General features: G+C 42.0%; 24 protein-coding genes. 3 read left to right on the forward strand and 21 right to left on the reverse strand.

What is annotated here, in order from left to right; translation table 11 throughout:
* From M1F63_RS06615 to M1F63_RS06670, 12 genes are all read right to left on the reverse strand, one after another.
* Positions 1-1401, reverse strand: coding sequence for a bifunctional Cof-type HAD-IIB family hydrolase/peptidylprolyl isomerase (locus M1F63_RS06615; RefSeq protein WP_247941035.1), 1401 nt, complete (start codon positions 1399-1401; stop codon positions 1-3).
* Between the two features lie 122 nt (positions 1402-1523).
* Positions 1524-2663 (reverse strand): family 8 glycosyl hydrolase, encoded by a 1140-nt coding sequence (locus M1F63_RS06620; protein WP_247941036.1) that lies wholly within the window; start codon positions 2661-2663, stop codon positions 1524-1526.
* A gap of 8 nt (positions 2664-2671) precedes the next feature.
* Complete coding sequence (locus M1F63_RS06625; RefSeq protein ID WP_247941037.1) at positions 2672-3982, reverse strand: glycosyltransferase family 2 protein; 1311 nt, start codon at positions 3980-3982, stop codon at positions 2672-2674.
* 142 nt (positions 3983-4124) lie between these two features.
* Complete coding sequence (locus tag M1F63_RS06630) at positions 4125-4904, reverse strand: hypothetical protein (RefSeq protein WP_247941038.1); 780 nt, start codon at positions 4902-4904, stop codon at positions 4125-4127.
* A gap of 6 nt (positions 4905-4910) precedes the next feature.
* Positions 4911-6059, reverse strand: coding sequence for a non-hydrolyzing UDP-N-acetylglucosamine 2-epimerase (gene wecB / locus M1F63_RS06635; RefSeq protein ID WP_247941039.1), 1149 nt, complete (start codon positions 6057-6059; stop codon positions 4911-4913).
* A gap of 440 nt (positions 6060-6499) precedes the next feature.
* Positions 6500-7009 carry a GNAT family N-acetyltransferase gene (locus M1F63_RS06640; RefSeq protein ID WP_247941040.1) on the reverse strand — a complete coding sequence of 170 codons (510 nt, stop codon included), beginning with the start codon at positions 7007-7009 and terminating at the stop codon, positions 6500-6502.
* A gap of 182 nt (positions 7010-7191) precedes the next feature.
* On the reverse strand, positions 7192-7431 hold the full coding sequence (rpsR, locus tag M1F63_RS06645) for a 30S ribosomal protein S18 (RefSeq protein WP_000068664.1): 240 nt from the start codon (positions 7429-7431) through the stop codon (positions 7192-7194).
* A gap of 31 nt (positions 7432-7462) precedes the next feature.
* A complete protein-coding gene (gene ssbA, locus M1F63_RS06650; RefSeq protein ID WP_000609595.1) occupies positions 7463-7933 on the reverse strand; it encodes a single-stranded DNA-binding protein SsbA in 471 nt (156 codons plus the stop codon).
* An 11-nt stretch (positions 7934-7944) separates the two neighbouring features.
* A complete protein-coding gene (gene rpsF / locus M1F63_RS06655; RefSeq protein WP_001151782.1) occupies positions 7945-8235 on the reverse strand; it encodes a 30S ribosomal protein S6 in 291 nt (96 codons plus the stop codon).
* 148 nt (positions 8236-8383) lie between these two features.
* Entirely contained in the window at positions 8384-9727 is a 1344-nt protein-coding gene (gene asnS, locus M1F63_RS06660) for an asparagine--tRNA ligase (protein ID WP_252344775.1), read from the reverse strand.
* 152 nt (positions 9728-9879) lie between these two features.
* Positions 9880-11058, reverse strand: coding sequence for a pyridoxal phosphate-dependent aminotransferase (locus M1F63_RS06665; RefSeq protein ID WP_247941041.1), 1179 nt, complete (start codon positions 11056-11058; stop codon positions 9880-9882).
* A 9-nt stretch (positions 11059-11067) separates the two neighbouring features.
* Positions 11068-11544 carry a cell wall elongation regulator TseB-like domain-containing protein gene (locus M1F63_RS06670; protein ID WP_000776858.1) on the reverse strand — a complete coding sequence of 159 codons (477 nt, stop codon included), beginning with the start codon at positions 11542-11544 and terminating at the stop codon, positions 11068-11070.
* 118 nt (positions 11545-11662) lie between these two features.
* Between M1F63_RS06670 and M1F63_RS06675 the strand changes: the two genes are divergently transcribed.
* A complete protein-coding gene (locus tag M1F63_RS06675) occupies positions 11663-12109 on the forward strand; it encodes a MarR family winged helix-turn-helix transcriptional regulator (RefSeq protein ID WP_247929825.1) in 447 nt (148 codons plus the stop codon).
* A 91-nt stretch (positions 12110-12200) separates the two neighbouring features.
* Entirely contained in the window at positions 12201-12749 is a 549-nt protein-coding gene (locus tag M1F63_RS06680; protein ID WP_247941042.1) for an NADPH-dependent FMN reductase, read from the forward strand.
* A 31-nt stretch (positions 12750-12780) separates the two neighbouring features.
* Here M1F63_RS06680 and yaaA read toward each other — a convergent pair whose 3' ends face one another.
* From yaaA to M1F63_RS06705, 5 genes are all read right to left on the reverse strand, one after another.
* Positions 12781-13509, reverse strand: a complete 729-nt coding sequence (gene yaaA, locus M1F63_RS06685) for a peroxide stress protein YaaA (protein ID WP_247941043.1) — start codon at positions 13507-13509, stop codon at positions 12781-12783.
* Between the two features lie 79 nt (positions 13510-13588).
* Positions 13589-13720 (reverse strand): DUF3953 domain-containing protein, encoded by a 132-nt coding sequence (locus M1F63_RS06690; protein ID WP_002878149.1) that lies wholly within the window; start codon positions 13718-13720, stop codon positions 13589-13591.
* An 86-nt stretch (positions 13721-13806) separates the two neighbouring features.
* The gene (locus M1F63_RS06695) at positions 13807-15402 is read right to left on the reverse strand and encodes a hypothetical protein (RefSeq protein ID WP_247941044.1); all 1596 of its coding nucleotides are present in this window, start codon (positions 15400-15402) and stop codon (positions 13807-13809) included.
* 11 nt (positions 15403-15413) lie between these two features.
* A complete protein-coding gene (locus tag M1F63_RS06700; RefSeq protein ID WP_247941045.1) occupies positions 15414-15824 on the reverse strand; it encodes a peptide deformylase in 411 nt (136 codons plus the stop codon).
* A gap of 104 nt (positions 15825-15928) precedes the next feature.
* On the reverse strand, positions 15929-18625 hold the full coding sequence (locus M1F63_RS06705; protein ID WP_049478497.1) for a cation-translocating P-type ATPase: 2697 nt from the start codon (positions 18623-18625) through the stop codon (positions 15929-15931).
* A gap of 306 nt (positions 18626-18931) precedes the next feature.
* On the opposite strand from M1F63_RS06705, the gene mntE reads away from it, so the two are divergent.
* Entirely contained in the window at positions 18932-20125 is a 1194-nt protein-coding gene (gene mntE, locus M1F63_RS06710; protein ID WP_001076587.1) for a CDF family manganese efflux transporter MntE, read from the forward strand.
* Between the two features lie 53 nt (positions 20126-20178).
* On the opposite strand, the gene M1F63_RS06715 is transcribed toward mntE, so the two are convergent.
* Genes M1F63_RS06715 through dapB form a run of 4 tightly spaced genes read right to left on the reverse strand, consistent with a single transcriptional unit; the run spans position 20179 to position 24615 of the window.
* Entirely contained in the window at positions 20179-20790 is a 612-nt protein-coding gene (locus M1F63_RS06715; protein ID WP_000969658.1) for a hypothetical protein, read from the reverse strand.
* The gene (locus M1F63_RS06720) at positions 20787-22655 is read right to left on the reverse strand and encodes an ABC-F family ATP-binding cassette domain-containing protein (RefSeq protein ID WP_247920798.1); all 1869 of its coding nucleotides are present in this window, start codon (positions 22653-22655) and stop codon (positions 20787-20789) included. The genes M1F63_RS06715 and M1F63_RS06720 overlap by 4 nt, the downstream gene beginning before the upstream one ends.
* Complete coding sequence (locus M1F63_RS06725) at positions 22652-23851, reverse strand: CCA tRNA nucleotidyltransferase (RefSeq protein ID WP_247941046.1); 1200 nt, start codon at positions 23849-23851, stop codon at positions 22652-22654. Before M1F63_RS06725 ends, M1F63_RS06720 begins: the two co-directional genes overlap by 4 nt.
* Positions 23848-24615 carry a 4-hydroxy-tetrahydrodipicolinate reductase gene (gene dapB / locus M1F63_RS06730; protein WP_247941047.1) on the reverse strand — a complete coding sequence of 256 codons (768 nt, stop codon included), beginning with the start codon at positions 24613-24615 and terminating at the stop codon, positions 23848-23850. Before dapB ends, M1F63_RS06725 begins: the two co-directional genes overlap by 4 nt.
* Between the last annotated feature and the right edge of the window lie 10 nt (positions 24616-24625).

Here is a 24625-nt window from a genome sequence, read left to right on the forward strand (position 1 = left end):
CTAGTCCTCAATTTCAATCGTTTCAATTACTACATCTTCAACCGGTTTGTCCATTGCACCAGTCTCAACAGCTGCAATGGCATCCAAGACTGCAAACGATTCTGCGTCTACCAATTGCCCAAAAACAGTATGGCGGCGGTCAAGGTGAGGAGTTCCACCTTGTTCTGCATAGATCTCAGCGATTGGTTCAGGCCAGCCACCACGCGCAATCTCTTTCTTAGAGTACGGCAAGTGTTGGTTTTGCACGATAAAGAACTGGCTACCATTGGTATTTGGACCCGCATTGGCCATAGAAAGGGCACCACGGATATTATAAAGTTCTTCAGAAAATTCATCTTCAAAAGAGTCACCGTAGATTGACTCACCACCCATACCAGTACCAGTTGGATCTCCACCTTGGATCATAAAGTCCTTGATAATACGGTGGAAAATCACACCATCATAGTAACCATCTTTTGACAGAGCAACAAAGTTAGCCACTGTTTTAGGAGCATGTTCAGGGAAAAGCTTGATACGCAAGTCTCCGTGATTTGTCTTAATGGTCGCAAGAGGACCTTCTACTGTTTCAATTTCTACTTGTGGGAAATGCAATTCTTTTTCTACCATACCAAATCCTTCTAAGGCATCAAAAATGCCATCTTCTTCTACTGTTTTTGTAATATAATCTGCTTTTTCTTTGATCTTTTCGTGGGAAACACCCATAGCAATACTGATTCCAGCATAATCAAAGAGTTCCAAGTCATTGAGCCCATCTCCAAAGACCATGACATTCTCTGGTTTCAAGCCTAGATGTTCTACTACCTTGGCTACGCCTGTGGCTTTTGAACCTGAAATCGGCACGATATCTGATGAATGTTCATGCCAACGCACCATGCGAAGTTTACCTGAGAGACTATCTGGTAGGTGCAAGTCATCCCCTTTATCCTCAAAGGTCCACATCTGGTAAATATCTGCTTTTTCATGGAAGTTAGGATCCACATCCAAGTTTGGATAAATCGGATCAATCGCCTCACTGATCAGTTCTGTTCGCGTGGAGAGTTTGGCGTCATGACTACCAACCAGGCCGTACTCAATTCCCTCTTCCTTCGTCCAAGAGATATACTCCTCAACATCTGACTTGTCAATCTGATGCTGATAAATGACCTTACCTTTTTTATCTTCTATATATGCCCCATTTAGGGTTACAAAAAAGTCCGGTTTGAGCTCACGAATCTCTGGAACTACACCGAAAATACCACGACCAGAGGCAATTCCTGTTAAAATTCCTTTTTCACGTAACTGTTTAAAGACAGTGGGAATTGTAGCTGGAATAAAACCTGTCTTTGACGTACGCAAGGTATCATCAATATCAAAAAAGACGATTTTAATCTTCTTTGCCTTGTATTTTAATTTCGCATCCATCTCTCTACCTCTTTTCCATCACTCTTTCCATTATACCATAAAGCTGATGAAATTCCTTTTTTGAAAAAAGATGAAAATCCTATCAAAAAGAGGGCCAGAAAAACTAGCCCTCCCTTTTCATTCTAGAACATCTCTAGAGCAATCATGGTAATCATCGTTGCATCATAGTAGTTGTCCAAAGGTAAATCTTGTGTGAAAATGTATTTATTTTGCTGAAGAAGTTTCAGATAGCCTTCTCCCTTGTCAGACGCGTAGGTAATCGGTGCCAAGAAACTACCTGCCTGGTATTGATTGAGGGCCGTTCCGTTCAAGTCATAACCAGCATAAATGCGTTGCTCTTTCATAAAGAAATCCATCATCTTTTGAACGAGTTTTTGGCTTCTTTCATCCTGGCTCTGTGACAAGTGATAAGGCAAACGACAAGCATTATAAGAATACGCTCCATCGTATTGAGATTCGATAGTATTGGCATCAACAAGATGTGCCCCTGACTTCTCAGCCCAGATAAAGTCTGGCAAGAGACCCGTATCAGAATGAGAACTGATTTGCTCCAGTTGCCCAAGCATCTTATCCTTAACGTCTAACCACTGTTTATTTCCAGTCAGGTCATAGAAAGATTGGAAATAGTGAGGTAAGGTATCAGACGTCCGCATCAAGTAATAATAATCAGAATCCTTGTTTGCCCAGTTTCCTACTGTTAGGACACCTGTCTCTTCGTTGTAATTGTATTGAAGGATATCAGCCAAGATCTTTTTAGCTTGTTCTTGGTATTCCTGCGCCTTATCTGGCCACTGCTTGGCAGCTTCAATCAAAGAATAAGCAATATAGAGATCACCATCGGTTGCGTTTTGCTTCTCAACCGTTTCGCTACCATTTGTGATTACTTGCTTCTCAACCGTTTCGCTATCATTTGTGATTACTTGCTTCCAAGACATTAACTGCGTTCCCTCAATACGATGATTTTGATAATAGCGATAAAGACTCTCAAAATCTGCTTGACTTGCTTGCCCTTTTTGGGCTGCTAAAACCGTTATGAGCATGCCGTAACTTTGGGCCTCTGATAGAACCGTCGTTTCCTCAGAATCATTCGACGTACGAACATAAGACTGATCGCCTTTTGTAACAAGAAACTGCTGGCTCCATTGGCTGTAAATTCGATTACGCATCTCGATTTTAGTCCTTCCTCTTGCTAAAAACAAGGCTAAACAAAAGATAGAAAGGATGAGTACAAACCAGACATATTTTAATTTATTCGTTTTCATAGAACCTCCTATCCTGAAAATCGTTTAGTTTTAACCCACTTGGTTTCTTTTCGTCGGAGTACTTTATCCAGCACGATTGAAGAAATGGAATCAACGGATACAACGATAAACATCTGTGCATAAGAGAAATAGGCTGCCAAGGCCAACCAGATTTGTTTAGTCGTCGCTTGTCCAAACTGACTTGCTAATGCTGTCATAATTTGCATCAAATAGAGACCAATCATGAGAATCCAGTTAAAGAGCATGAGCTGGGCGATGTAGATATTGTCCGCATCAAAAGCAAATGGAACCCTGACATCTGGGAAGAAAAGATTAAGACAGATCGCTAGCACATTCGCTAGGAAAATCAAATCCGACAGGACAATGGCAAAGTTAAACCAAAAGAAAACACATGAATAGTTAAAGACTTCTAGTTTGACACGCCAGTTTGCTCTGCCAAATAAATGCTTAAAGTTTGAAAGAACAACTTCATAATTTCCTTTCGCCCAACGTTTACGCTGCATATAGTAACTCTTTAAGGTCTCAGGTTCTTGTTGGAAAGCCTCTGAATTATAGGCAAGGGCAATCAATTTACCACTCTGCATGATTTTGAAGGAAATATCGGTATCCTCGGTTAAGGCACCATTTTTCCAACCCCCGATGCTCTTTACAAAGTCGGTTTGAATGATAAAGTTGGTTCCTGGAATACGCCCAATTTTAAAGAGATGCCACATTCCAACGTGGTGCACGCGCTGAGTAACAACGATTTCCTGGTTGATACAACGAGTCAAGAAATTTTGATTGGCATTTCGAGTCTTATTGCGACCAAAAGATGCCACATGACGTTCTGGATCCTTCATCACTTCTTTCACAAGGAAATAAAGAGCATTTTTTTCAGGCATGGCATCTGCATCATAAACACAGATGTATTCGCCTGTTGCCATCTCCAAAGCATCGTTTAGAACGCCAGCTTTTCCTCCCGTACCAGTACGGTCGATAATAGTCAGATTTCTTCCTGCATATTCAGGCATGGCTTGTACAGACAAACATTCTGCATAGGTGTTATCCGAACAGTTATCCGCAAACAAGAGCAACTCCACACGGTCGTGAGGATAGTTCATATCTAAGATAGCTTTTGCCGTTTGGGCAATAACCACATCCTCATTATGAGCAGGAACAACAATGGTGACCTTCGGATAATAAGGTAGCGGCGAAGTGTCTACACGAAAATCACTGTGTTTAAACCAAAAGTGTACTGCCGAAAAGAGAATTACCAAGCCCCAAGCTAGAGAAATCCAAATTGTAAGCAAGGTAAAAATCATTAACATTTGACTAATCATGATTCACCGCCTTAAAATTTTTGTTCACTCGATGGTAAAGAATATTGTATGCAATAAATAGTATGATAAAACAAATGCCAAAGGCGAGACTGAGTCCCAAAGCAATACCAAAAAATAGTTCGGTTAAAGTCATGTTTCCCTCCTAATATTCTACAATTACATCTGTCTCTAGTTGACGTTTGAGATGACTGGCAACATCTGCGTAGTCTTGGTATTTATCTTTATTATCAGAATTAATCACCAAATAGCCTGTTTGGAACTGAATTCCTTGATTACCATCTTCTCCATGAAAAACTAAACTGCTCAGTTTCTCCTGCAAACCATTAAAGTAAAGTTCCTTCAAAGAATGTTGGTTAGTACTCGATAGAACGAGAAAATTACCATCCGAAACGTAATAGAGCTTATCATTGTAACTCAATTCCTGAGCAATTTCCTCTTGAATACGACTGAGCATCTGGTTATGTTCTTTTGGTTTAATCTGGAAGAACAAATCTTCATGTGCCCAATGAATCAATAGAGATTGAACCGTAACATCACTTTGTTCAGTGACCATAGCTTGGTAATCTGCTCGAGCTGCGTCTTCCTGTTCTTGGACCTTTGAGGCCACCTTGAAGAAATAATAACGAACCTTAAGTAGAATCCCAATCAAAAGAGGAAAACTGATTAATAAGAAGATCAGTTGAATGATTGGGATATAAACCACACCCGCAACCAAAACGATAAGTCCAAAACCAAATGCTAAGATAAGGGTCCAAGTAAGCAAAAGGTCAGATAATACCAACACTGCAAACAAGGCTAAAGCTAAAAACAAGATTTGTTCTAAAATGATTGCTCGAGCATACAAAAAACAAAGCACCAAAAGAATGACCTCACAAGCAAGCAAAGCCATAAGCCAGTTTTTAAATTGACTCCAATTTTTCATTTTATCTTATTTCCCCCCTTTGAATTCAGATACCGAAGTTGCTGCCCCAAAGTACTGTTGAATGGATTGTACGATTCGTTCAGAAGCTCTTCCATCTCCATAAGGATTTGGTGCCTGAGACATTTGTCCATAAAGAGTTTCATCTGTTAAGAGTGCTGCCATCGCTTCTTTCACACGTACTGGATCCGTACCAACTAGCTTCAAAGTACCTGCTCTTACTCCTTCTGGACGTTCCGTCGTGTCACGAAGGACAAGGACAGGTTTGCCGAGAGAAGGCGCCTCTTCCTGAACACCGCCAGAGTCGGTCATAATAAAATAGCTTCTTGAAGCCAAATTATGAAAATCAAGTACATCTAAAGGCTCAATCAAGTGAATACGATCATGACCAGCTAAGATATCGTTTGCTGCTTCTTGCACAGCAGGGCTAAGGTGAACAGGATAAACAACTTCAATTTCCTGATGAAGATCGACCATCTCACGTAAAGCTGCAAAGACATTTCTCATTGGTTGACCTTGATTCTCACGACGATGCATGGTTACCAATACAAGTTTCTTATCTGGATCCAATTGATCTAGAACTTCATGATAGTAATCCGATTGAACGGTTAGTTTCAAGGCATCAATGGCTGTATTTCCCGTAATGACAATAGCAGACTCAGGATGATTTTCCTTAAGAAGATTTTCTTTACTCTCACTAGTTGGAGCAAAATAAAGATCCGCAAGGTTATCTGTCATCTGACGATTCATTTCTTCTGGGAAAGGAGAATACTTATCAAAAGTCCTTAAACCAGCTTCAACGTGGCCGATTCGTACCTGATTATAGAAAGCAACTAAACTTGCTGCAAAAGTTGTCGTTGTGTCTCCGTGAACAAGAATCATATCTGGAAGTTCTTGCTTAACAACTGGATCAAACTTTTCTAAAATTTTTCCAGTAATATCTAAGAGGGATTGATTTTTCCCCATAATATCCAGGTCATAATGTGGCTCGATGCTAAACGTTTCAAGAACTTGATCAAGCATTTGACGGTGCTGAGCTGTCACAACTGTGATCGTCTCAATGCTGTCACTATGTTTTTGCAATTCTAACACTAAAGGGGCCATTTTAATAGCTTCTGGTCGTGTTCCAAAAACAACCATCACTTTCAGTTTCTTCATTACGCTATCCTTCTACTATAATAAAATTTGACACATCAGATTAATCTTTATATCGAATTATTGCGCAAATCAATTAATTTGATTATCTTAATTATTTTACCGTCAATTAATTTATATGTCAAATTTTTTCCAAATTATATTATTGCATTTAATTTAATTTTAACAATTTGTAACCTTTTTGTAACAATATTATTTACAACCTTTAAAAAGCCTTATTTTAGGAAATTTTAAGACTTTTCAAAAGAATTCGTATTTAAAAAAACTAGACCTTATATGTTTTTTTCGATATTTATTTTTATCTTGACATTTCAAACAATTATATTTTACCACTTTGAGGAATAAATCAAACAATTTCAAACAAAAAAATTCCTTTTTCGAATGAAAAAGGGACTGTGATTGTTGTTTACTATATTTAAAATTTAAACCTTATAAAATCTGTCTTAAAACAAATTTTTCGACAGATACAAAACAAGGTCACCGATATCTTCACACACCGCATTCATGGCCGGTTGATGGTTCTGATACCAAACACCCGTCCCATCTGGAATATAGCCTCGTTTGATGTACAATCTCTGGGCAAGTCCATATCCTGAATGGAGCCCAACACCAAGGGTCACCTTATCCGATATGAGCTTAACTCGTTTTTCTGCTTCTTCCAGCAAGAGATTTCCAATACCTTGATTTTGAAAGGGCTCAAAGACATTGAAATCTGAAAGTTCTGGAGCCATTCCAGCAAAGGGACCCTGCTTAGCATCGGGTAAAATCGTAATGTAGCCCGCAACAGCACCCTCAACCTCTGCAACTAAGACTTCTCTCTCCCCACATTCTTGTTCAAAAAAATATCTAGCCAAAATTTCTTCTCTACCCGGCCAACCTTGGCTGATAAAACCTCGAGATAGATCTTTAATGTCAGATTCTTGCATTTTTCTAATTGAACATATCGTCTTCATAAGTTGCTCCTTTATAGCTTTCTCCTACCATTATAGCACGATAATAAAGATTAAAAGAAGAAACCTAGTAAGACAAAAGAATCTTACTAGGTCAACAGGGAATCCTTTCTAACAAAGTCCCATAAAAATCTGAAAAAGAGGTCCACCCGGACCTGAAAAAAAGACCCGTAAGGGTCTTTTCTTTAATCTTCGTTTACGAAAGGCATCAAAGCCATTACGCGAGCGCGTTTGATAGCTGTTGTTACTTTACGTTGGTTTTTAGCTGAAGTTCCTGTTACACGACGAGGAAGGATTTTCCCACGTTCTGAAACGAAACGGCTAAGAAGCTCAGTATCTTTATAATCAACATATTCAATTTTGTTTGCTGCGATGTAATCAACTTTTTTACGGCGTTTGAATCCGCCACGACGTTGTTGAGCCATGTTTTTTCTCCTTTATAGTATTAATTGTCCATTAGAATGGTAAATCATCATCTGAAATGTCCAATGGATTTGTTGCTCCAAATGGATTTTCAGAACGTGAAAAGTCTGGTACTGGGTTTGCAGGTGCTGATTGACCAGCAGTTGGTGCAGAATAAGCTCCACCTGAATGTCCTTCACGCACTCCGCGGCTTTCCAACATTTGGAAATTCTCAGCCACGACTTCTGTTACGTAGACACGTTGTCCTTGCTGGTTATCGTAACTACGAGTCTGGATACGGCCTGTGATCCCGATAAGAGAGCCTTTTTTAGCCCAGTTAGCAAGATTTTCAGCCTGTTGGCGCCACATAACGACATTGATGAAATCAGCCTCACGTTCGCCATTTTGACTCTTAAATGTACGGTTTACTGCAAGAGTAAAAGTCGCAACTGCTACATTTGATGGGGTATAACGCAACTCAGCGTCACGTGTCATACGCCCTACAAGTACAACATTGTTAATCATAATTTACCTTCTTACGCGTCAAGTTTGACGATCATGTGACGAAGAATGTCAGCGTTGATTTTTGAAAGACGGTCAAACTCTTTAAGAGCTGCGTCGTCGTTTGCTTCAACGTTAACGATGTGGTAAAGTCCTTCACGGAAATCTTGGATTTCGTATGCAAGACGACGTTTTTCCCATGATTTTGATTCAACAACAGTTGCACCGTTGTCAGTCAAGATAGAGTCAAAACGTGCTACCAAAGCGTTTTTCGCTTCTTCTTCAATGTTTGGACGAATGATATAAAGAATTTCGTATTTAGCCATTGATATGTTCCTCCTTTTGGTCTAATGACCCCTAGTCTTTGCAAGGGGTAAGTGAGGTTTGCTCACAATAAACTATTATACTAGAAAAACTGATAGATAGCAAGATAAAAGTGAAAAAAGAAGATGAAATTATCTTCTTTTTACTAGTTTATGGTTTGATACGGTGCAACATACGTGGGAATGGAATAGCTTCACGGATATGTTTTGTACCTGCTGCGAAGGTTACCATACGCTCGATACCGATACCAAATCCACCGTGTGGTACAGTACCGTATTTACGAAGGTCAAGGTAGAATTCATACTCTGTACGATCCATACCAAGTTCTTCCATCTTAGCGACAAGGGCGTCGTAGTCTTCCTCACGCATAGAACCACCGATGATTTCTCCATATCCTTCTGGTGCAAGCAAGTCTGCACAAAGTACGCGCTCTGGATTTCCAGGAACTGGTTTCATGTAGAAGGCCTTGATAGCTGCTGGGTAGTTCATAACAAATGTTGGCACACCAAAGTGGTTTGAAATCCATGTTTCGTGTGGTGAACCAAAGTCATCGCCATGCTCAAGATGCTCGTAGTCAGCATCTTCATCATTTTCATGCTCTTGCAAGAGGTCAATGGCTTGATCGTAAGTGATGCGTTTGAAAGGCTCTGCAATGTAGCGTTTCAAAAGCTCTGTATCACGTTCCAAGGTTTCCAAGGCTTGAGGCGCACGATCCAAAACGCCTTGAAGAAGAGCTTTCACATAAGCTTCTTGCAAGTCAAGTGACTCATCGTGTGTCAAGTAAGAGTACTCTGCGTCCATCATCCAGAACTCAGTCAAGTGACGGCGCGTTTTTGATTTTTCAGCACGAAATACTGGACCAAAGTCAAAGACACGACCAAGAGCCATAGCTCCTGCTTCTAGGTAAAGCTGACCTGATTGACTCAAGTAGGCTGGTGTTCCAAAGTAGTCTGTTTCAAAGAGTTCTGTTGAATCTTCTGCCGCATTTCCTGAAAGGATTGGGCTATCAAATTTCATGAAGCCGTTCTTGTCGAAAAACTCATAAGTTGCATAGATGATGGCGTTACGGATTTGCATCACCGCTACTTGCTTACGAGAGCGGAGCCACAAGTGACGGTTGTCCATCAAGAAGTCTGTTCCGTGTTCTTTTGGTGTGATTGGGTAGTCTTGAGATTCACCGATCACTTCGATGTCTGTAATATCCAACTCATAGCCAAACTTAGAACGTTCGTCTTCTTTGACAATTCCTGTCACATAAACAGAAGTTTCTTGGCTTAGGCGTTTAATTGTATCAAACTTCTCAAGTCCCACTTCTTCACCAAATTTTTCTACAAAGTTTGGTTTAAAGGCTACACCTTGGAAGAAGGCAGTTCCATCACGCAATTGCAAGAAGGCAATTTTCCCTTTTCCAGATTTGTTGGCAACCCAGGCTCCGATGGTCACTTCTTGACCAACGTAGTCTTTTACATCGATAATTGTTACACGTTTTGTCATAATCTATCTTCCTTTTTTCGTTTAACTTGTCCGAAGACATCATTACCCACTATTTTACCATAAATAGACTGCGATAGCTAGGTTCTACTAGAGAAAAATCGCGAGATTTTCGTTACAAAAAATCCTCGCTAAAAAGGCGAAGATTCTGAGTTTTATTTTTCCATAAATAGATGCAAACGACGAATAGCTTCTTTTAATGTATCCAAGTCTGTGGCATAGCTGAGACGAACATTTTCTGGTGCTCCAAATCCAGCTCCTGTAATCAAGGCAAGACCGACTTCTTCGAGAATAGCCGTTGTAAACTCTGTCACATCAGTATAACCCTTCATCTCCATCGCTTTTTTAACATTTGGGAAAAGATAGAAGGCTCCTTGGGGCTTGACAACTTCAAATCCTGGCACTTTGCACAAGAGAGGATAAATGGTATTCAAACGCTCTTCAAAAGCCTGGCGCATGGTTTCAACAGAGTCTTGCGGTCCAGTCAGCGCCTCAATCGTTGCATATTGGGATACTGCTGTCAGATTTGAGGTTGTTTGTCCTGTTAGTTTGCTCATAGCAGCAATAATTTCAGGATTTCCCACAGCATAACCTACCCGCCAACCAGTCATAGCATAGGCCTTAGATACACCATTAATCACGACGGTTTGCTTGCGAATAGCTTCTGACAGACTAGAAATTGGAACAAACTCATTCCCGTTATAAACCAAACGACCATAAATATCATCTGCTAGGATAAGGACATCATGCGCAACAGCCCAATTTCCGATAGCCAAGAGTTCCTCACGAGAGTAAATCATACCAGTCGGATTCGATGGCGAATTGAGAACCAAGACCTTGGTCTTATCTGTACGAGCTGCTTCTAGCTGCTCTACTGTTACTTTAAAGTGATTGTCCTCCTTGGCCTGAACAAAGACTGGCACACCTTCTGCCATCTTGACCTGGTCTCCATAGCTGACCCAGTATGGTGTAGGAATGATGACCTCATCACCTGGATTAACCACAGCCATAAAGAAGGTGTAGAGAGAGAACTTAGCACCAGTGGCAAAGGTAACCTCGTTAGCCGCTACGGAATACCCGTAGTAGCGTTCAAAATAGGTATTAACCGCCACTTTTAACTCTGGTAGGCCTGAAGCAACTGTATAAAAGGAAGCTCGTCCATCCCGAATCGCTTCTATCGCTGCATCCTGAATGTTTTCAGGAGTATGAAAATCAGGCTGTCCCAAGGTTAAGAAAAGAACATCCTTTCCCTGAGCTTTTAATGCTTTGGCTCTTGCATCACTGGCTAGAGTGACGCTTTCTTCCATTTCTAGTACACGTTTGGATAATTTCATATGCCCTCCTTATTGGATCACTGCTCCTGTTTCAAAGTCAACCAGATAGTACTGGTTTCCTGACTTAACTTCCCAAATCGGCTTGTCCTGATAACGACCAAAGGTGATCTTGTCAATGTCGCTAGCTCCTTTTTCCCTCGAAATCGTCGCTGCCTTGTCTTGAGAAATCCCCTTATCAAGCTGATAGACATAAATCTTGTGGTCATTCTTTTCAATCAGTACGGCAATGGCCTCTTGCTTTTTATTATGTCCTAAAACGCTGTAATAACCTTCTAGTCCATTATAAAAATCAACCTGATCTGCCTGTTCCAATTCTGCATACTGCTTGGCTAGTTTTTCTCCCTCAACTCTAGCATCTTGATAGGGTTTCATGCTGAGTGATATCAGATAAAGGAAGGAAGTCGTCATGACTAGTACTACCAGAGCAATGCCGATTCCATACTGTAAAAGTAGCTTGTTTTTTGCTTTTTTCTGTCTTAGTTTCACTCGTCTATTTTACCATCTCTCCTTCTTTATTACAAGTGAAGACAGGAACATTCTAAGATTCTTTTCCTATAAAATGTAAGTTCTTGTTTTTCTCTCTCATTATTGATAAAATAGCCTTATGAAACAATATTTGAAAGAGAAAATTTCCGATAATCAATTAGACTTAAAAACGGCTATCGTCCTCAATAAAGCCATACGAACTTTTAAACCATATGAAGCCAAGGCTGCTAAAGAACACGGGCTAACACCCACCCAATTTTCAGTTTTGGAAACCCTCTATAGCAAGGGGGAACTACGCATTCAGGATTTGATCGAAAAAATGCTAGCCACTTCTGGAAACATGACTGTTGTCATTCGAAACATGGTTCGAGATGGGTGGATTTCTAGAACTTGCGACCCCAAGGATCGTCGCTCCTTTTTCCTGAAATTAACACCTGCAGGACGCAGAAAAATCGAGGAGGTTCTTCCTGACCATATCGATTCGATCGTAGAAGCACTCAGCATCTTGGAAGATGATGAAAAGGAAGACTTAATCCGCATTTTAAAAAAATTTAAAAATTTGTGAGCAAAATTATTGCTAATTAGTATCATTTGTTGTAACATGGATGGTAACAAAAGAGTTCGCTCTTTGAATTTTAAACTAAAGGAGACACATCATGTCTAAAAAAGTATTATTTATCGTCGCTTCACTACGCCAAGGTTCTTTCAACCACCAAATGGCCCTCGAAGCTGAAAAAGTACTTGCTGGAAAAGCGGAAGTCAGCTATCTTGATTACTCAGCTGTTCCTCTCTTCAGCCAAGATTTGGAAGTTCCAACTCATCCAGCTGTTGCTGCTGCTCGTGAAGCAGTCCTTGCTGCGGATGCGATCTGGATCTTCTCTCCAGTCTACAACTTCTCTATCCCTGGAACCGTGAAAAACTTGCTTGACTGGCTCTCTCGTGCCCTTGACTTGTCTGATACACGTGGTGCTTCTGCCCTACAAGACAAGTTTGTTACTGTCTCATCTGTAGCCAATGCCGGTCACGATCAACTCTTTGCTATTTATAAAGACCTCTTGCCATTTATCCGTACACAAGTCGTTGGTGACTTTACAGCTGCTCGTGTCAATGACTCTGCTTGGGCAGACGGAAAATTGGTGTTAGAAGAAGCAACTGCTTCATCACTTGCAAAACAAGCTGACGACCTTCTTACAGCCATCAACTAATCAAACAAAAACCAGCTCGAATGAGCTGGTTTTATGCTTGTTTCACAAAGACGAGTTCTAAATCACTGGATAAATCAGGTTGGTAGTCAAAACCGGCGAAGCTAAGCTTACGAGCTTGCTCAACTGTTTGAACTTGTCCTTCTATCAAGGCGGTCAAAAAGGCCCCACGCGCTTTTTTTGAAATGGTTGAATGGATTTTCAACTGACCTGCCTTATCCTCCATAAATTTGAAGGTCACCACCTTTTCTCTGATTTCCTTCGAAAATACGGTTTCAAACTCTGATGATAGGAGTGAGAATAGCAAGTCCTCATCCTGAAGTGCCTCATCATAGGCTGACTTCCAATGACTCTTTAAAGTCTTCCCAGCAACTTTTAACTTCATCAAGAAGTCCAAACGGTGAGGAGCCATGGGCGACAAGGCGGGGACAACACCGTATAAAGCCGAGGTAATTAGGACATGATTTTCAAGATAGGTTTGTTCAGACTTGGTTAACTCATCTCGTTTGATGTGACGATACATGAGACCATCGAAAAGTTTCAAGGCTGGATAATGTTTAGCCCTGTGATCTTTTAAAGCTTGAATATGAGCGTACTCTTCTTCTGCTTTCTCGGTAGATACCTTATAAAAAGTCTCTAATTCACTGGCTGAGTAGTGCGCCAGTGAGTCAAGGACTACCTGACTTTCTTCCCTCAAGGGGAGCGCTTCGATACAAGGATGGTCTGTGTTCATTTCTTTTGCTGTTGGGATTAAAATTTTCATATTGTTAGTGTAGCATATTTTTCAACCACGACCAAGAATTTCATCTTAAAAACCTCGGTTCATACCGAGGTTTCTCTGTTTATTTTGTCCATCCTAACCAGATAGCCGCGAGAACAAGGGCTGTGCCAGCTAAGCTTGTTAAGATAGATAAGAATTTATCTTTTTTCTCCTTGAACTGAGAAAACCTATTTTTATACTCAATGAAAATCAAAGAGCAAACTAGGAAGCTAGCCGCAGGCTGTACTTGAGTACGGCAAGGCGACGCTGACGTAGTTTGAATTTGATTTTCGAAGAGTATTATTGTACTTTAAAGGTCTTGAGATAGTTATCTTTTCCAACTTGACCTTCGAAGGATTGGCCATTTTCGAGGTAAGGAAGGTCGTCTGACACGGAAGCCTTGACCTTATAAATCTTGCCATCAACTTTAAAGAAGTAGACGGTATCACCCTTGATGACAGCTGATTTAAGGTCTGAGACGATACCCTTGATGTTTTCTACCGTTTCATTATCCAACTCGAGGTCATTTTTATTGGCATACTTGCTGAGGAGTTCATCTACCGTAGTTGCTACGATGACGTTTTGGTACTCCACGGCATCGACCAATGCATACTCCTTGACCAAGCCTGCATTGTCCTTCAAGCCCATGATATAGAGCGGTTTGTCATTGAGATTGACAAGAATAGGGAAGGTAGCCTTGTAGGCCTTCTCTTGCACTGCTCCCTCTGCAGAAGCACGGGCAGATTCTTCGGTTGCTGAAGCTAGATTGTACTTGGTGATTTCACCAGTGCGCATATTTTCAAGGATAAATCCTAGATTACTTTCGTCAGCGTTGGCTGAAGTCACCCCAGTGTAGAGATAAATGTCATTTCCGATAGAAAGATAGTTATAGCCTTCTGTCGTTTGGGTAACGTTTTTCTTAGAAATCAAGGCATTCCAGAAGCCGTCTTTATACTTGCCGTTGTAGTTGATTTGCTCGATGGTTTCTTCAGCTGGATAGACACGATCCACCCATTCTGGTACTTCATCCAAGCTGTATTCCTTGGTTTCTCCATTGGTGGCATCTAAGATAATAACAGATGAAGGACGCGGGACTCCTAGACCAAACTGCTTTTGATAAACGGTTGCTACATAGAAGGGATTGCCTTCATCATCCACCTCAAAGGAGGGCGTTTTAAAAATCTTGGTTGGGTACTTAATCCGAAGATGACGTTTGACATCGCGATTAAAATACTCGGAGTCTGAATACTTCATCGGCGTTTTTAAATCCACCAATTCCGCATTTCCTGTCACCATATCAACCTTGATATACTCGCCAATTCCCTTGGACTGATTATTAAACCATTTGATCGGGTCGGCATACTCCAAAGGTGTCACCCGATAGGGCTTGCCATCAACTGTCAGCTGGGTATAAGTATCTGCTGCCACGTACTGGGAGACCTTGTCCGTCAGAGAGCCCAGATAACGATCACCAATTTTTTCCGCAGTACTACGATCTAAAATCGGAACCTTACTGGTATCACTCTTAGGAAAATCTTTAAAATCTTTTTCTGTGATAGACACCACATTAGCATAATTTTTTGCTTGGAAAAAGCTAGAGGTTACTAGGCTTACCAGACCAGCAAGGGCAAAGATAAGTCCTGCGGCCAGAAACAATCCTCTACTAAGTTTGGTAAAAAGGAATCCTTCTAGATTGAGATCTTTGGCAGCCTTGCCATGACGTACATGAACAGTTTTGAGGAGATTGGCATCCTTGCGGAAACTAAACAAAATTCCCATCACCACCAGATGCCCACAAAGAAAGAAGATGAATTCCCAACTAGTCAGATTGAAGGGTGGTAAAAAGATATACCAAGTCGCTGCGATAAAAACAAGTTCAAAAAGTATGCGTTTCATCTGACTTCCTCCTAAATAATCCGTCCTTCCAAATGATCCAGTTCATGTTGGCAGATCTGAGCTGGAAAACCTGTTAACGTAATGGTCTGTTCCTGCCACTTGCTATCACGATAGGAAACTGTAATCGTTTCATAACGAGTTGTTGGTCGCACCCCAGTCAAGGACAAACACCCTTCCTCTGTCTCGTAAGGTCCTTTATAGGAAAGGAGAACGGGATTAAACATGACCATGGGAACCAAGCCAAGATTAAAGATAATGACACGCTTCTGCACGCCAATCATATTGGCCGCTAGACCGACACAGGTCTCGCGATTGGCCAGCAGGGTATCCTGCAAATCCTTAGCCAAATAAAGGTCTTCCTGACTTGCAGGTTTTGAGACCTGCGACAAAAATAAGGCATCTAGGACAATTTTCTTTTCCATTCTCTTTCACTCCTTGCTACTTTACTTTATTATAGCACAAAAGGGAGCGACTTCTAGTCCTTTCCCTCAAATGCAAAAAAAGCCATCCGAAGATGACTTTCTTTTTAAATCGCATTCTTATCAAGACCAAGTTTACGTTGAACAAACTTGACGATTTCGACGATAAGTATCATTGAGAAGCTTCCAGCTAGAACAATACCCCATTGCGATAAGTCTAGTTTGGTTACGTGGAAGATACCTTCAAGCGGTTCTACAACGATGGTCGCCATCAGAAGGATGAAGGATACCAAGATGGACCAGTTAAAGGTCTTAGACTTGAATGGGCCAACTGTCAAGATGGATTGGTAAACAGACTTGACATTGTAGGCATGGAATAGTTGAATCAAACCAAGGGTTGCAAAGGCCATAGTAAGGGCATCCGCATGAATGGCATGATTGTCACCCACATGAACTGGGTAAGCAATTGCAAGTCCATAAACACTCATAACAATAGCTGCTTGGAGTACACCTTGATAGATGATAGAACTCAAAACACCACCTGAGAAGAAGCTTGACTTACGTCCACGAGGTTTGTGGGTCATAACACCTGGCTCAGCAGGTTCAACACCAAGAGCGATAGCTGGGAAGGTATCCGTTACCAAGTTGATCCACAAAAGATGAACTGGCTGCAAGACGTCCCAACCAAACAAGGTTGATAAGAAGATAGTTAATACTTCAGCAGTATTGGCAGAAAGTAAGTACTGAATAGTCTTTTGAATGTTTGAGAAGACCTTGCGTCCTTCTTCAACTGCGACGATAATGGTCGCAAAGTTATCATCTGCAAGAATCATGTCAGAAGCCCCCTTAGAAACCTCTGTACCAGTGATTCCCATACCGATACCGATATCGGCTGTTTTCAGAGCTGGCGCATCATTAACACCGTCACCTGTCATAGCAACAACCTTACCTTGTTTTTGCCAAGCCTTGACGATACGAACCTTGTGTTCTGGAGATACACGCGCGTAGACAGAGTATTGACCAACGACTTTTTCAAATTCTTCATCTGAAAGTTCGTTGAGTTCAGCACCAGTCAAGACATGGTCTTCCGAGTCATTTTCATCGATGATTCCCAAACGTTTGGCAATGGCTTCCGCTGTATCTTGGTGGTCACCAGTGATCATGATTGGACGGATTCCCGCTTCCTTAGCGACACGAACAGCTTCTGCTGCTTCGGCACGTTCAGGGTCAATCATTCCAATCAATCCAGTAAAGATCAAGTTGTTTTCAAGCTCTTCAGAAGTCAGGTTTTCTGGAATGCTGTCTACAATCTTATAAGCACCCGCAAGAACACGCAAGGCTTGGTGAGCCATTTCAGAGTTGTTTGTGTGAATTAAGTCATTAACTTTCTCATCAATCGGAGCAACATCTCCAGCCTTATCACGAGCAACACAACGTTTCAAAAGTTGATCTGGAGCCCCCTTGACTGCTACGAGGAATTTACCATCTGGTAATGGATGAACCGTTGACATGAGTTTACGATCTGAGTCAAATGGTAACTCAGCTACACGAGGATATTGCTCTAAAAATCCTTTAACATCGTAACCCTTGTCCAAGGCATACTGGATGAAGGCTGTTTCCGTTGGATCCCCGATCAGGTTTCCTTCAGCATCAATCTTGGTATCGTTGGCCAAGACAACTGAACGAAGTAGTGGCATGTCCAAGCCAAGTTCAATGTCATCAGCTGAGTCATGTAGGACTGCGTCATAGAAGACTTTCTCGACTGTCATCTTGTTCATGGTAAGCGTACCAGTCTTATCAGAAGCGATGATCTCAGTTGAACCAAGTGTTTCAACTGCTGGCAACTTACGAACGATAGAGTTTCGTTTGGCCAAAACTTGAGTACCAAGGGCAAGAACGATGGTTACGATAGCTGGGAGTCCTTCTGGAATGGCTGCAACAGCAAGCGCAACAGAGGTCATCAACTCACCAAGTGGATTTTTTCCTTGAATGAAGACACCAACAACAAAAGTAACAAGGGCAATGACCAAGATAGCGTACGTCAAGACCTTAGAAAGGTTGTTCAAGTTTTGTTTGAGAGGTGTATCCGTCTCATCCGCATCTTGGAGCATGCCAGCGATATGACCCACTTCAGTGTACATACCTGTATTGACAACAACACCAAGACCACGACCATAAGTCACATTTGAGTTTTGAAAGGCCATATTGACACGGTCACCAATACCAGCATCTGCAGCGAGCTCGACTGTCAAGTCTTTTTCAACTGGAACAGACTCGCCTGTTAAAGCTGCTTCTTCGATTTTAAGAGAATTAGCTTCTAGCAAACGTAGGTCTGCTGGCACTACATCACCAGCTTCGAGAGCTACGATATCACCTGGCACCAATTCTTTGGAATCAATCTCAGCCATGTGCCCATCACGAATAACGCGAGCAGCTGGACTAGACATAGACTTGAGGGCTTCGATGGCTTCTTCTGCTTTTCCTTCTTGGTAAACACCAAAGGCAGCGTTGATGATAACCACGGCAAGGATAATGATGGCATCTGCGATATCTTCCCCACCAGAAGTTATGACGGACAAGATAGCCGCAGCAATTAGGATGATAATCATCAAATCCTTAAATTGCTCAATAAACTTGACTAGGAGAGATTTTTTCTCACCCTCTTCCAGTTCATTGCGTCCATATTCAGCTAGGCGTTTCTGCGCTTCGCTAGACGAGAGACCTTGTTCAGTTGCTTCAACTGACTTCAAGACCTCTTCAGGACTCTGAGTGTAAAACGCTTGGCGTTTTTGTTCTTTTGACATGTGTCTCCTCCTTGACATTGTGTGCAAAACAAGTTCTCTTTTAGTTTTATGACAAACAAAAAGAGACCTGTTAATCATAACAAGTCTCGCTGTTTAAGATAGTGCCGGAAAACATACTTTTCAGTATACAATTCGGAATGACGACACTATCACAGGTTTCTGCCAGCTACTCCCTTGAGTAGTACTATTATATCAAAATTTGAACAATTTTCAAGGGTTTAAATCAGATGAAACAAGACTAAATTTGAATTTTCCCTTGAAAACCAGTATAATGGTAGAATACTATATGACTAGAAAGGAAGCCCGATGAACCAATCCATGTCAAATCTCAAATTGGCAGAACGTGGAGCCATTATCAGCATTTCAACCTACCTCCTCTTGTCTGCAGCAAAATTGGCAACTGGTCACCTCCTGCATTCTTCCAGTTTGGTGGCAGATGGTTTCAACAACGTATCCGATATTATTGGAAATGTTGCTCTCTTGATTGGGATTCGGATGGCCCGCCAACCTGCAGACCGTGACCATAGCTTTGGTCACTGGAAGATTGAAGATTTGGCTAGCTTGATTACTTCCATCATCATGTTCTATGTTGGTTTTGATGTACTTCGGGACACCATTCAGAAAATCCTTAGTCGGGAACAAACACCCATTGATCCTCTGGGTGCAACTCTAGGAATCATTTCTGCAGCGATTATGTTTGTGGTCTATCTCTACAATACACGCCTCAGTAAGAAATCCAAATCCAAGGCTCTCAAAGCAGCTGCTAAGGACAATCTTTCCGATGCTGTCACCTCGCTTGGGACTTCCATTGCTATCTTAGCCAGCAGTTTCAATTACCCTATCGTGGATAAATTGGTCGCTATCATCATCACCTTCTTTATCTTAAAAACAGCCTATGATATCTTTATCGAGTCTTCCTTCAGTCTTTCAGATGGTTTTGATGACCGTCTGCTAGAGGACTACCAAAAGGCCATCATGGAGATTCCAAAGATTAGTAAGGTCAAGTCCCAAAGAGGGCGGACCTACGGTAGCAATATCTACCTTGATATCACCCTGGAAATGAATCCTGACCTATCAGTCTATGAAAGTCATGAGATTGCGGACCAGGTCGAGTCCATGCTGGAAGAGCGTTTTGGAGTCTTTGATACCGATGTCCATATCGAGCCAGCTCCCATACCTGAGGACGAGATTTTAGACAATGTCTATAAAAAACTGCTCATGCGTGAGCAATTGATTGACCAAGGAAATCAGCTAGAAGAACTCCTTGCTGAGGACTTTCTCTATATCCGTCAAGATGGAGAGCAGATGGATAAAGAGGCTTATAAGTCTGAAAAAGAACTTAGTGCTGCGATTAAGGACATTCAGATTACCTCCATTAGTCAGAAAACCAAACTCATTTGCTATGAGCTAGATGGTATCGTCCATACCAGTATCTGGCGTCGCCATGAAACTTGGCAAAACATCTTCCATCAGGAAACTAAAAAAGAAGACAAACAATGACCCTATCCAGTGGATAGGGCCTTTTTGATTATTCCACTTTAAGCAAAGACGGACTATGACGGTTTGGAAGATTTGCTTTTCGAAGCTTGTTTTGCCTCTTTTCTTGCTTGACGATTTTGTTCGATACGCCATTCTCTTTCATAGTACTTCATGGCATCATAGACCCTTTCAGGAAGTCCTACATCTAGTAGAAAGATCGGGATAATTAAATCTGCTGACTGATGAAAAGGGAGAATCCTTCTCTTCAACAGAGCTAGAAAGAATTGGGATTTCACATTTTCCTTGTTTTTAAAATAGACTTCAATCCGATAAGAATCCCTATACTTCCCTCGAATCCGAGAGAAGGAAAAGTCCTCTACATCTGCCCAAGCGTAGAAATGACTAGGTTTCTTTGGATTTTGTTTGTAGTAAAACCCCTCGACAGTACATCTCAAATATTCCTTATCGGAGCTTAACAACCTGTATGTCTGATAAACAACTACTCCAGCGCAAAAAAGTACAAGCAGCATTAACAAAAGACTTATCGTATGAAGTCCCGTCCCCTTTTCCGAATACGAATGGAGATAATAGAGAGGTAACAAGAAGAAAAGCACCGAAGCTAGGCCAAACAAGGCATTCCAAATGATTTTCTTGGGACTACGTTTAATGACTTTTTCTTCCATCATGCCAACTCACTTAAATATTCATAACGTTCGTATTTTTCAAGGAGTGCTTCGTTTTTCTCATCCAGTTCTTTTTGGAGAGTAGCCAGCTTACCAAAGTCAGAGCCATTTGCCTGCATTTCTTCTTCAATAGCAGCGATACGATTTTCCAAGGCTTCAATATCGCCTTCAATGCTTGCCCACTCCTGCTTTTCTTGGTAGGTCATGCGTTTCTTGTCTTCACGGACCTTGACCACTTTTTCTTTTTCAGCCTTTTGCACTTGATTGGCCATCTCTGTTTCAAAGACTTTTTCATCAAGATAGTCTGTGTAATGGCCAAAGAAAGTACGGATGCTTCCATTCTCAAAGGCGAGAATCTTGGTCGCTACCTTATCCAGGAAATAACGGTCGTGGCTAACTGTCAATACAGGACCCACAAAGCCCTGCAAGAAATTCTCCAAGACTGTCAAAGTCGCAATATCTAGGTCATTGGTCGGCTCGTCCAAAAGAAGAACATTTGGTTTTTCCAAAAGCAATTTGAGGAGATAAAGGCGTTTTTTCTCTCCACCAGACAATTTCTCAATCAGGGTTCCATGCGTCGAACGTGGGAAGAGGAACTGCTCTAGCAACTCTGCAATGGAAGTCGTAGAACCACCACTGGTCTTAACCTCTTCTGCTACTTCCTGTAGGTAGTTGATAACCCGTTTGCTTTCATCCAAACCTTCAATTTGTTGAGAGAAATAGGCGATGCGAACCGTCTCACCGATGATAACTTGGCCTTTAGTCGGCTCAAGACTTCCTGCAATCAAGTTGAGTAGGGTTGATTTCCCCACACCATTATCTCCAACGATTCCGATACGGTCTTTGGCTTGCACCAAGAAATTAAAATCTTGCAAAATGGGCTTGTTTTCATAGGCGAAGGAAACATTCTGAAACTCGATGACCTTCTTACCAATACGGCTAGTTTCAAAGTTCATGGTCAAGTCTGTATCAGCAACGCCACCTGAAACTTCCTTTTTCAAGTCATGGAAACGATTGATACGAGCCTGCTGCTTGGTCGCACGCGCTTGCGGTTGTCTACGCATCCAGGCCAGTTCTTGTTTGTAGAGTTGTTCTTTCTTGTGGAGAAGGGCAGCGTCACGCTCATCTTGTTCAGCCTTGAGGCGAACATAGTCCTGGTAATTTCCCTGATACTCGGTCAAGCCTGCTCGGTCCAACTCGAAAATCCGCGTTGATAGTGCATCTAGGAAATAACGATCGTGGGTGATAAAGAGAACTGTCTTCTTGGAATTTTTCAAAAAAAGAGTCAGCCACTCAATAGTCGCAATGTCCAGGTGGTTGGTCGGCTCGTCCAGAAGCAAGAGGTCGTGGTTTCCTAGGAGAACTTGCGCCAACTGAACCCGTCTTCTCAGACCGCCTGACAATTCCCCAACTGGAGTCGACAAGTCCTGAATACCCAGCTTGCTGAGGACTGTCTTGACCTGGCTTTCAATTTCCCAGGCTTGGAGAGAGTCCATTTCTGCCATGACCCGTTCCAAACGAGCTTGCTTGTCCTCACTGTAGTTGAGCATGATCAACTCATACTCACGAATGAGCTGGATTTCCTTGAGGTCGCTGGATAGAACCGTATCCAAGACCGTCTTGCTATCATCAAAATCAGGATCCTGTGTCAAGTAGCCAATCTTATAGTCATTCTTAGCCGAAAAGGGACTGACATCCCCATCAAAGCCAGAAACACCAGAAAGAACATCTAACAGAGTGGTCTTACCAGTCCCATTGACACCAATTAGACCGATTCTGTCAAAGTCATGGATGATAAAGGAAATATCCTTAAAAACGGTCTTGTCACCAACGGATTTGCTTAGTTTTTCAACGATAAAATCACTCATTTTTTCTCCCTCAGGTAAGCATGGATAGCTTGACGATCATTTTTCAACTCTCCATCGACAATGGCAAACTCAATCTCTGTTAAAATCTCTCCCAAGTCTGGACCTGGCTGATAGCCATATTCTTTGATCAGAATACCACCGTTGATTTGCATTTCTTTCTTATCATGAATGGTCAAACTATGGTAAGTTTCTGTGATGGCTTGTGGGTTGACTTCTTTCCCTTGGGCCTGACGAAGACTTTCAGCTTGTAGAAGGGAATGCAAGTCAAAGCGGTAACAATCACGCTTGCTCAGCTCTCCTTCTTCTCGCAAAGCCAAAATAGTCAGTAAATCCTGAACCTGCTTGGCAAACTGGCGTGAGGTCTTCCAAGCTTTCAAAAATGGCTGCGCATCTTTAATCTCTAAAGCCCACAATAGAGCCGCCCAAGCTTGTTCGGAAGATTCAAAAGTGAAATCCGCCTCCAAATCAAACAGTCTGTTGAGCTTGTCCTGACTCCCTACCATGTCTGGAAGATAGTCATAAGCTCGACTCTCAATCATGGAAGACAGACCAACTCGCCAAAAAGGTGCCAGCAAGAGTTTATCAAACTCAACGAAGGTGCGCTCTACAGAAATTTTCTCCAAGAGTGGCGTCAAAGTCTTCATCGCCTCAAAAGTTTCTGACTCAAGTTTAAAACCGAGACTGGCCTGAAAACGGAAACCACGCATAATCCGCAGAGCATCTTCGTTGAAACGCTCACTAGCCACTCCAACTGCTCGCAAGACTTGGTTTTCCAAATCCTCTAAACCATGAAACAAGTCAATGATTTCACCTGTCTCATCCAAGGCAAAGGCATTAACTGTGAAATCACGACGTTTGAGGTCTTCTTCTAGCGAACGCACAAAGGAAACCGCACTGGGTCTGCGATAGTCCACATAGACATCTTCAGTTCGAAAGGTGGTTACCTCATACTCTTCATCCCCATCTAAAACCAAGACAGTTCCGTGCTCGATTCCGATATCGGCTGTTCGCGGAAAAATCTGCTTGGTCTCCTCTGGATAGGAAGAAGTCGCAATATCCACATCGTGGATAGGACGATTGAGGAGGGCATCTCGAACAGAGCCCCCAACAAAATAGGCCTCAAAGCCTGCTTCTTTAATTTTTTCTAATACTGGTAAAGCCTTCTGAAATTCAGAAGGCATTTGCGTTAATCTCATAATAAGTGTTCTAATCCATAGACAAGCTCATGACGCTTGACAACTTCTTTGATTCCCAAATTGACCCCTGTCATGAAGGAGCTACGATCATAGGAGTCATGACGAATGGTCAATCCTTCTCCCTGATTGCCAAAGATAACTTCCTGATGAGCTACCAAACCTGGTAGACGGACTGAGTGGATCCGCATGCCATCAAAGTCAGCACCACGGGCACCAGCAATCAATTCTTCCTCGTCAGGCGCACCTTGCTGGATCGACTCACGCACTTCCGCCATCAACTCAGCCGTTTTAATAGCTGTTCCACTTGGAGCATCTTTTTTCTTGTCATGATGGAGCTCGATAATCTCCACATTTGGGAAATATTTGGCAGCCTGCGCCGCAAATTGCATGAGCAAGACAGCGCCCAAGGCAAAGTTAGGGGCAATCAAGCCACCCAAATCTTGTTCACGGGAAAATGCTTTTAATTCTGCAATTTCTTCACTAGTGAATCCAGTTGTTCCTACGACAGGAGCAAAGCCATTTTCAAGGGCAAAACGCGTATTTTCGTAAGCAACGGCTGGTGTAGTAAAATCCACCCAGACATCCGCTTCAAAACCAGCCAAGTCAGCCTTATCATTAAAGACAGGAATCCCCTGCCACTCTGACTCAGACTCAAAAGGATCCAAAACTGCGACCAAGTCCAAGTCTGGATCTGACAAGACCATCTGACAAGCAGCTTGGCCCATCTTTCCCTTAAAACCGGCAATAATTACTCGAATACTCATCTCTACTCCT

Origin of the sequence: Streptococcus oralis (genome assembly GCF_023109155.1) — a bacterium.
GTDB lineage: Bacteria > Bacillota > Bacilli > Lactobacillales > Streptococcaceae > Streptococcus > Streptococcus oralis_BZ.